The sequence below is a fragment of the Blautia sp. HCP28S3_G10 genome (assembly GCF_052065235.1).
In the GTDB taxonomy this organism is placed as follows: domain Bacteria; phylum Bacillota; class Clostridia; order Lachnospirales; family Lachnospiraceae; genus Blautia_A.
Map to the genome: position 1 here is coordinate 34,115 of NZ_JBQHUL010000033.1, position 8,527 is coordinate 42,641.

The 8,527-nt window shown below is 41.7% G+C and carries 5 protein-coding genes; all 5 read right to left on the reverse strand.

Annotated elements, in window-relative coordinates; translation table 11 throughout:
• Window positions 1–117: 117 nt before the first annotated feature.
• The 5 genes from ACTNB8_RS12695 to clpB all read right to left on the reverse strand — a co-directional run bounded on the left by ACTNB8_RS12695 (window position 118) and on the right by clpB (window position 8,231).
• Window positions 118–1,968, reverse strand: coding sequence for an ABC transporter ATP-binding protein (locus tag ACTNB8_RS12695; protein WP_441055245.1), 1,851 nt, complete (start codon window positions 1,966–1,968; stop codon window positions 118–120).
• Complete coding sequence (locus tag ACTNB8_RS12700) at window positions 1,965–4,127, reverse strand: ABC transporter ATP-binding protein (RefSeq protein WP_441055247.1); 2,163 nt, start codon at window positions 4,125–4,127, stop codon at window positions 1,965–1,967. Before ACTNB8_RS12700 ends, ACTNB8_RS12695 begins: the two co-directional genes overlap by 4 nt.
• A complete protein-coding gene (locus ACTNB8_RS12705) occupies window positions 4,124–4,630 on the reverse strand; it encodes a MarR family winged helix-turn-helix transcriptional regulator (RefSeq protein ID WP_441055249.1) in 507 nt (168 codons plus the stop codon). The genes ACTNB8_RS12700 and ACTNB8_RS12705 overlap by 4 nt, the downstream gene beginning before the upstream one ends.
• A gap of 825 nt (window positions 4,631–5,455) precedes the next feature.
• Window positions 5,456–5,629, reverse strand: a complete 174-nt coding sequence (locus tag ACTNB8_RS12710) for a DUF4250 domain-containing protein (RefSeq protein WP_441055251.1) — start codon at window positions 5,627–5,629, stop codon at window positions 5,456–5,458.
• 19 nt (window positions 5,630–5,648) lie between these two features.
• A complete protein-coding gene (clpB, locus tag ACTNB8_RS12715; protein ID WP_441055253.1) occupies window positions 5,649–8,231 on the reverse strand; it encodes an ATP-dependent chaperone ClpB in 2,583 nt (860 codons plus the stop codon).
• Between the last annotated feature and the right edge of the window lie 296 nt (window positions 8,232–8,527).

Here is an 8,527-nt window from a genome sequence, read left to right on the forward strand (position 1 = left end):
GTCGTATAATTTTTTTATTATACTCAAAAAGACAGCCTCTGGCAAGAGTTGTTCCTGCGTCATGAGGCTGTCTTTTATTTATATGGCTTATATTCTGGTTTTATTTACTTATTATGATCAGGAACACATTTCCTCTGAAGACCCTTTATCAAACTGGCTGTTATAAAGATCCGCATAGAATCCATTCTTTGCAAGAAGCTCTTCATGATTTCCCTGCTCAATGATATCGCCATCTTTCATTACAAGGATAAGGTCTGCATCCTTGATCGTTGAAAGCCTGTGTGCAATAACAAAACTTGTACGGCCCTTCATCAGGTTATCCATAGCTTTCTGGATCTGCATTTCTGTTCTCGTATCAACAGATGAAGTTGCCTCATCAAGGATCAGGATCTTGTTGTCTGCAAGAATTGCTCTCGCAATGGTAAGGAGCTGTTTCTGTCCCTGCGAAATATTACTGGTTTCCTCATCAAGTACCATCTGGTATCCGCCAGGCTGCTGCATGATAAAATTATGAATATGTGCGGCTTTTGCAGCTGCTATAACCTCTTCATCTGTAGCATCCAGACGTCCATAACGAATGTTTTCCATGATTGTTCCCGAAAACAGCCATGTATCCTGAAGTACCATTCCAAACATTTCGTGAAGTTCACTCCTGCTGAAATTCTTTACATCATGTCCGTCAACTTTAATAGCACCCTTGTTTACATCATAGAAACGCATGAGAAGTTTGACCATGGTAGTTTTTCCTGCTCCTGTCGGTCCTACGATGGCAATTTTCTGACCGTCACGCACATCTGCTGAAAAATCATGAATAATGATCTTATCCGGATTGTACCCGAATTCTACGTGTTCAAACTGAACATTTCCGTTCAGTCCCTCAATGGAATCCGGATGCGCCGGCTGCTGTTCTTCCTCATCTTCCTCCAGAAATTCAAATACACGCTCAGAAGCTGCAGCTGAAGACTGGAGAAGGTTTGTTACCTGGGCAATCTGCTGGATCGGCTGGGTAAAGTTACGGATATACTGGAAGAAAGACTGAATATCTCCGACTTCGATCGTTCCCTTGATTGCAAAGACACCACCAAGAAATGCTACCATAACATAACCAAGATTTCCGACAAACTGCATGATCGGCATCATCATTCCGGACAAGAACTGTGATTTCCATGCTGACTCGTAAAGCTTCTTATTATCTTTTTCAAATTCGTCAAGTACATCTTTTTCTTTGTTAAAGACTCTGACAACATCATGTCCGCCAAAGTTTTCCTCAATCTGTCCATTTACCGCGCCAAGATAATTCTGCTGTGCCTGGAAATACTTCTGAGAATGTTTCATCACTGTCTGAATAATAAACATGGACACCGGAAGGATCAGAAGTGCAGCAACTGTCATCCACACATTGATAGAAAGCATCATGATAACTACACCAATCAGTGTAGTTACTGATGTAATCAGCTGTGTAAGACTCTGATTCAGACTCATCTGAAGAGTATCCACATCATTGGTAACTCTGGAAAGAATTTCACCATTCGTCCTGCTTTCGAAATAATTGAGCGGCAAATGATTGATCTTCTTTGAAATGTCTTTTCTCAGATTATATGTGACATCATTGGAAATCCCTGTCATGATCCAGCCCTGGATAAAGGAAAAACACGCACTGAAAAGATACAGACCCAATGTCCAGAGAAGAATTGTTCCAATCTTTGTAAAATCAATTCCCCCTGTGCCATTTACCTTGGCCACGAGTCCTGTATAAAGTTCCGTTGTTGCTTTACCAAGGATCTTCGGTCCTGCGATATTAAATATAGTTCCTGCAATTGCAAAAATAAATACCATTACAAAACGGATTTTGTATCGTCCCATATAACGGAACAGTTTTGCCATGGAGCCTCTGAAGTCCTTCGCCTTCTCTCCCGGCTGCATTCCATGGCCGCCCATAGGCCCACGTCTTCTTCTCTGCTCACTCATGCCAATTCCTCCTCTGAAAGCTGACTCATGGCAATCTGACGGTAAACTTCGCAATTCTTCATCAGTTCTTTATGGGAACCGATTCCTGCCATATGTCCATCGTCCAGTACAATGATCTTATCTGCATTCAGGATTGTACTGATACGCTGCGCCACGATAATTGTTGTTGCTTCTTTTGTATGTTTTTTCAACGCCCTGCGGAGAGTGCTGTCGGTCTTGAAATCAAGTGCTGAAAAACTGTCATCAAAAATAAAGATCTCAGGTTTTTTGGCAATAGCTCTTGCAATGGAAAGCCTCTGTTTCTGACCTCCTGAAACATTAGTTCCACCCTGGGCAATCGGAGATTCATATTTCTGCGGTTTTGTTTCAATAAACTCTGTTGCCTGTGCAACTTCTGCTGCTTCTTTTACTTCATCAGCAGAAATGTCTGTCTTTCCGTAACGGATATTGGAATCAATTGTTCCTGAGAAAAGAATTCCCTTCTGTGGAACATATCCAAGTCGTGCCCTTACATCTTTTTGTGTCATATCACGCACATCAATTCCGTCTACTTTGACAGAACCTTCTGTCACATCATAAAATCTCGGAATCAGATTTACCAGTGTGCTCTTGCCACTTCCTGTACTTCCGATAACTGCAACCGTCTCACCTTTTTCCGCCTTAAACGAGATATCTGTCAGAACATTTTCGCCAGCTTCCGGATATGCGAAACTTACATGATCAAATTCTACAGTTCCTTTTACATTTTCGGCTGGCTGCACCGGATTTTCCGGATCATTAACGCTGACTTCTGTTGTCAGGACATCGTTAATACGAAGTGCTGCAACATTTGCACGTGGAAGCATGATAGACATTGCAGTTATCATAAGGAATGACATGATGATCTGCATTGCATACTGAATAAATGCCATAACGTTACCAACCTGCATGGTTCCGTTATCTACTGCATAGGCTCCGCTGTAAATGATAAGTACTGACACGCCGTTCATGATCAGCATCATAGTCGGCATCATAAATGTCATACATCTGTTTACAAAAAGGTTTGTCTTTGTAAGTCTTCTGTTTGCTTCTTCAAAACGTTCTTCTTCATGTTTCTCACGGCTGAATGCACGGATAACAGGAATACCTGTAAGAATTTCTCTTGTTACCAGATTCAGTTTGTCTACCAGGGTCTGGAGAATCGTGAATTTCGGCATTGCTACCTGGAACAGTACAAAGATCACGATCAGAATCAGTAATACAGCCACACCAAGGATCCATGTCATGGAAGCATCTGTATTTAATACCCTGATCACACCTCCAAGTCCGAGGATTGGTGCATAGAGCACGATTCTGAAAAGCATCGCCATAACCTGCTGCACCTGCTGTATATCATTGGTACATCGTGTAATAAGAGACGCTGTGGAAAATTTATGATATTCTCTGCTTGAGAAAGTGATAACCTTGCGATAAACTGCATTTCTCAAATCATGTCCAAGAGCAGCAGCTACTCTGGAAGAAAGAAATACCACGCTGATTGCACAGAGCATTGTAATAAGTGCCATGCCAAGCATTCTCACTCCGGAAATCTTTATATAATGCATCTGTATTGCATCTACGTCTTCTCCCATTGCTTCATATTCACTCTTCACGTAGGAAATGCCTGCCTGTGTGACAATAGATTCAGGCATATCCTTGAGTTTTTCATCAAATCTCTCAGCAATTTGCTGCCTCGCTTCTTCCGGCATCTGTGGCAGTACCTCTACGGGATCTGTGCCCTCCGGAATACCCATCTTTATAAATGCAGCCTTCATTTCATCACTGTCAGAAGAGAAACCTGACAGTATCATCATCGGTTTTGCAAGGATACTGCCGATTTCGTCTCTGTCTTCAGATGAAATCTTGTCTTTCAGTACAAAATTTTCTCCATCTTCTTCATAAAATGAATCAACTGTTTTCTGATCATCTTCACCTATAAACAATTTCAGGCTGTCCATAGATGTTTTTCTGATTTTATCAGGAACATTGTCTTCAATTCCGCTCTGCTGGATTCCCACATTTATGATCTTTGATGTATAATCCGGCAGGGACAGATCACAGTATGCCTGAAGAAACAGCAACGCTATGATCAGAACCACATAGCCAGCCGATTTCTTCAGATATTTCATTAGTTTGATCACTTGTTCTTACCTTCCTTTTCTTCATTATTCTTTCTGGAATTATCCGGAATTTTATCAATATTTTCAATTATCTGTTCCAGAAATCTTCTCAAAAGACACAATTCTGTTTCGCTGAATCCCTCCAGGAGTATTTTTTCATTTTCTTTTACTTTGTTTATACCTTTCTCTTTGGCTTGATGTCCTTTTTCAGTTAAATATATCCTGGATATACGCTGATCTTTTTCATCTGCTTTTCTATACAGAAATCCGGCTTTTTCCAGTCGCTGTACTGTTACATTGACCGTAGGTGGTTTGATCCTCAGTTTCTCGGCAATTTCTTTCTGACTCAGGCCATCTTTATGTGCCAACAATCCTAATACCGGGATCTGTCCGGGATATATTCCGCATTCCTGCATCTGTCCAAAGCATTTGCTCATGAAGCGGCGGTCGATCCGCATAAACATTCCAAGATAGGATGATTTGTTTGCCTCAGGCCCAAACTCTGGTTCTCCTTCTGTAAACAATGTTTCACCTCCGTTAAAGCTAATTAGTTAGTCGGCTATTGATTAGTCGGCTAATTATATATTATATGCATTTGCATAAAATAAGCAACTGTTTTTTGTGAATTTCACAGATTTTTAAGATTTATATTGGAAGTATGAGTGTGAAATTAGTTTGTGTGGCTAAATAATAATAAAATATATTACGCTTACAAAAAAAAATACAGAGAACAGATCGAACGAATATTGCTTGATTCCTAATTCGATGCATGCGCTTATTTGATGCCATTCGCCTGCAACTCGCCTTACGGCTCAAACAGCGGCTCGGTGACATCAGCTTGCCTGCATCTCATTAACGGAATCTACACAGACATTCGTTCAATTCTGTCTCTCTGTATTTTCCTGTAAGCTGTGTATTACCAATTTTTTGTATTTTTCTCCGCCAGTCCTGACTTTCCCCCTTCATCCTTCCAGGCCTGGCCGGCGGCGAACCGCGGCGTATGCGCCGTGAGCCATGTAAAGTACGGTACAGACTGGAAAAATAAAAAAACTCCTGCAGGGATTCCGTGAAAACCTGATGAAACATGACACAGGAAAATATAGATTTCCGGACGGTAAGTGAGGAGGCGTCGTAAAATCTGTGTCTGTTACTGCCACCGAGGGTCATGTCTGAGCCGTAAGGCGAGTTCGACCCGAATGGCAGTTAATAAGCGGTACGCAGATTGCACAGCAACCGTAACGTGTCCTGAAATCTATTTTTCTGAGTGTCATATCCAACGGATTTTCTGCGGAAATCCCCTCTGGAGTTTTATTTTTTTCCGGTCTGCACCGGGAATTCTTTATAATATTTTATATGAACTGGTTTGTTGACGGATCGTACTCGTAATCGATTAATGCCATCTTCTCAACCAGTTCCTCTCTGTCAAGGTCTTTATCCTCGCAGAGCGCATCCAGGGATTTATAAAAATCCCTGAGCTGCGTATTTACATAGCTTAACAGCATAACCGGATCTTTTGGAATCATCTGGTACCTCCTGAACAGATTATTTGGTATTGATCACAAAATCTCCATCTTTTACATCCAGTACAAGAGTATCCCCGGCATGCACATCACCGGAAAGGATCTTCTTGGCTGCCAGTGTTTCCACATAATTCTGCAGATAACGTTTCAGTGGACGTGCACCATAAATCGGATCATATCCATTTTCAATTACCTGTGTTCTGGCTGCATCTGTCAGTTCCAGAGAAAGCTCCTGATCAGCAAGACGGTGATCAAGTTCTTTTACCATAAGATCTACTATGCCGCCAATATTCTCTTTTGTCAATGGTTTGAACATAATGATCTCATCCAGACGGTTCAGGAATTCCGGGCGGAAATGTCCACGCAGGTCATTCATAACCTGCTCCTGAGCTTCCGGTTTGATCTCACCTTTTTCATCAATACCATCAAGAAGGTATGGTGAACCAATGTTAGATGTCATGATCAGAATTGTATTCTTGAAATCTACAGTTCTGCCCTGAGAATCTGTGATACGTCCATCATCAAGCACCTGAAGAAGTACATTGAACACATCCGGATGTGCTTTTTCAATTTCATCAAAAAGTACAACACTGTATGGTTTACGACGAACAGCTTCTGTCAGCTGACCGCCCTCTTCATATCCTACATATCCCGGAGGCGCTCCGATCAGACGAGATACAGAATATTTCTCCATGTACTCACTCATGTCAATTCGTACCATATTCTGCTCATCATCAAAAAGTGTAGCTGCCAGAGTCTTGGCAAGTTCTGTCTTACCAACACCTGTAGGACCAAGAAACAGGAATGAACCAATAGGTTTCGTCGGGTCTTTGATACCTGCTTTTGATCTGAGGATAGCATCTGTTACCAGACGTACACCCTCATCCTGTCCAATAACACGTTTATGAAGTTCATCTTCCAGACCCAGGAGTTTCGTTCTTTCTCCTTCTGTCAGTTTTGTTACAGGAATACCTGTCCAACGGGAGATGATTCTTGCGATCTCATCATCTGTTACAGCTTCATGTACCAGACTTCTGTCGCTTTCCTTAACCTGTTTTTCTTCGATTTCCAACTGCTGCTGAAGTTTAGGCAGTTCACCATACTGCAGTTCTGCTGCCTTTTCCAGATCATAATTCTGTTTTGCTTTCTGGATCTGTTTGTTGATATCTTCGATCTGTTCACGAAGTTTCTGAAGCTTCTCAACAGAATGTTTTTCATTATCCCACTGTGCTTTCTGTGTGTTGAATGTGTCACGCAGTTCAGCCAGTTCTTTCTGAAGATCTGACAGACGTTCTTTACTCAGATTGTCTGTTTCTTTTTTGAGTGCAGACTCTTCAATCTCCAGCTGCATGATCTTACGTCTCTGCTCATCCAGCTCTGTAGGCATGGAATCCAGTTCTGTTTTGATCAGTGCACAGGCTTCATCTACCAGATCGATTGCTTTGTCTGGCAGGAATCTGTCTGTGATATACCTATGAGAAAGTGTGGCTGCTGCAACCAGTGCGCTGTCAGTAATCTTAACACCATGAAAGACTTCATATCTTTCTTTCAGACCACGAAGAATTGAAATTGTATCTTCAACCGTGGGTTCATCTACCATGACTGGCTGAAAACGACGGGCAAGTGCAGCATCTTTTTCGATGTACTGACGATATTCATCCAGAGTAGTTGCACCAATACAATGAAGCTCACCTCTGGCAAGCATAGGCTTCAGCATATTACCTGCATCCATAGCTCCATCTGTCTTACCTGCACCAACAATCAGATGAAGTTCATCGATAAAGAGAATAATCTCGCCTTCGCTCTTTCTGACTTCTTCCAGAACAGCTTTCAGACGTTCTTCAAATTCACCACGATATTTGGCACCGGCAACAAGTGCTCCCATATCCAGTGCAAAAATTTTCTTGTTTTTCAGCCCTTCCGGTACATCTCCTGCTACAATTCGCTGTGCAAGGCCTTCGATTGCTGCTGTTTTACCAACACCGGGTTCACCGATCAGTACCGGGTTATTCTTGGTCTTACGGGAAAGGATCCGAATGATATTTCTGATTTCTGCATCACGTCCGATGACAGGATCCAGTTTCTGATTTCTGGCTTTTTCTACAAGATCTTCTCCATACTTATTCAGTGTATCATAGGTAGCTTCAGGGTTATCACTTACAACTCGCTGATTGCCTCTAACAGTTGACAGTGCCTGAAGGAATCTTTCTTTAGTAATACCAAATTCATTAAAAATCTTTTTCATGCTCGGACTTGAATCGTTCAGCATGGAAAGAAACAGATGTTCAACGGATACGTACTCATCTCCCATGGACTTGGCAACGTCCTCTGCATTAACCAGGGATTTATTAAGATACTGACCAAATCTCAGATCTCCACCAGATACTTTTACTTTTGCTTCCAGTGCTTTCTTCACTACATTAATAAAGTATTCTTTGTTGATCTCCATTTTTTCGATCAGCTTAAGGATCAGGCTGTCCTCCTGAGTCAGCAACGCATAAAGAAGATGCTCCTGCTCGACTTCCTGATTGCCGTATTCGTAGGCAACTTTCTCAAGGTCCTGAACAGCCTGCATGGATTTCTGTGTAAATTTACTGATATTCATAGGCTTTTCCTCCTTTATATCATAGGAAAAGGATACAGGAATCACTTCCGTATCCTCTTTGTTATCTTTGTTATACTGGTAATATAACACTTGTTGTTAGCACCGTCAAGAGGTGAGTGCTAATTTTTTGTGAAGATTTTGTGAACGCTACGAGCCATGCAAAATGGTGAAAAAAGACGCCCTGCTATGATATGTACCCAGAATTCTGGACACATATTTATAAGTTAGGCGGACATTATGGATGCTTCTCTGTATTTTACAGGAGGCATCCATTTTGTTTTTGCCTGGATTCGTTT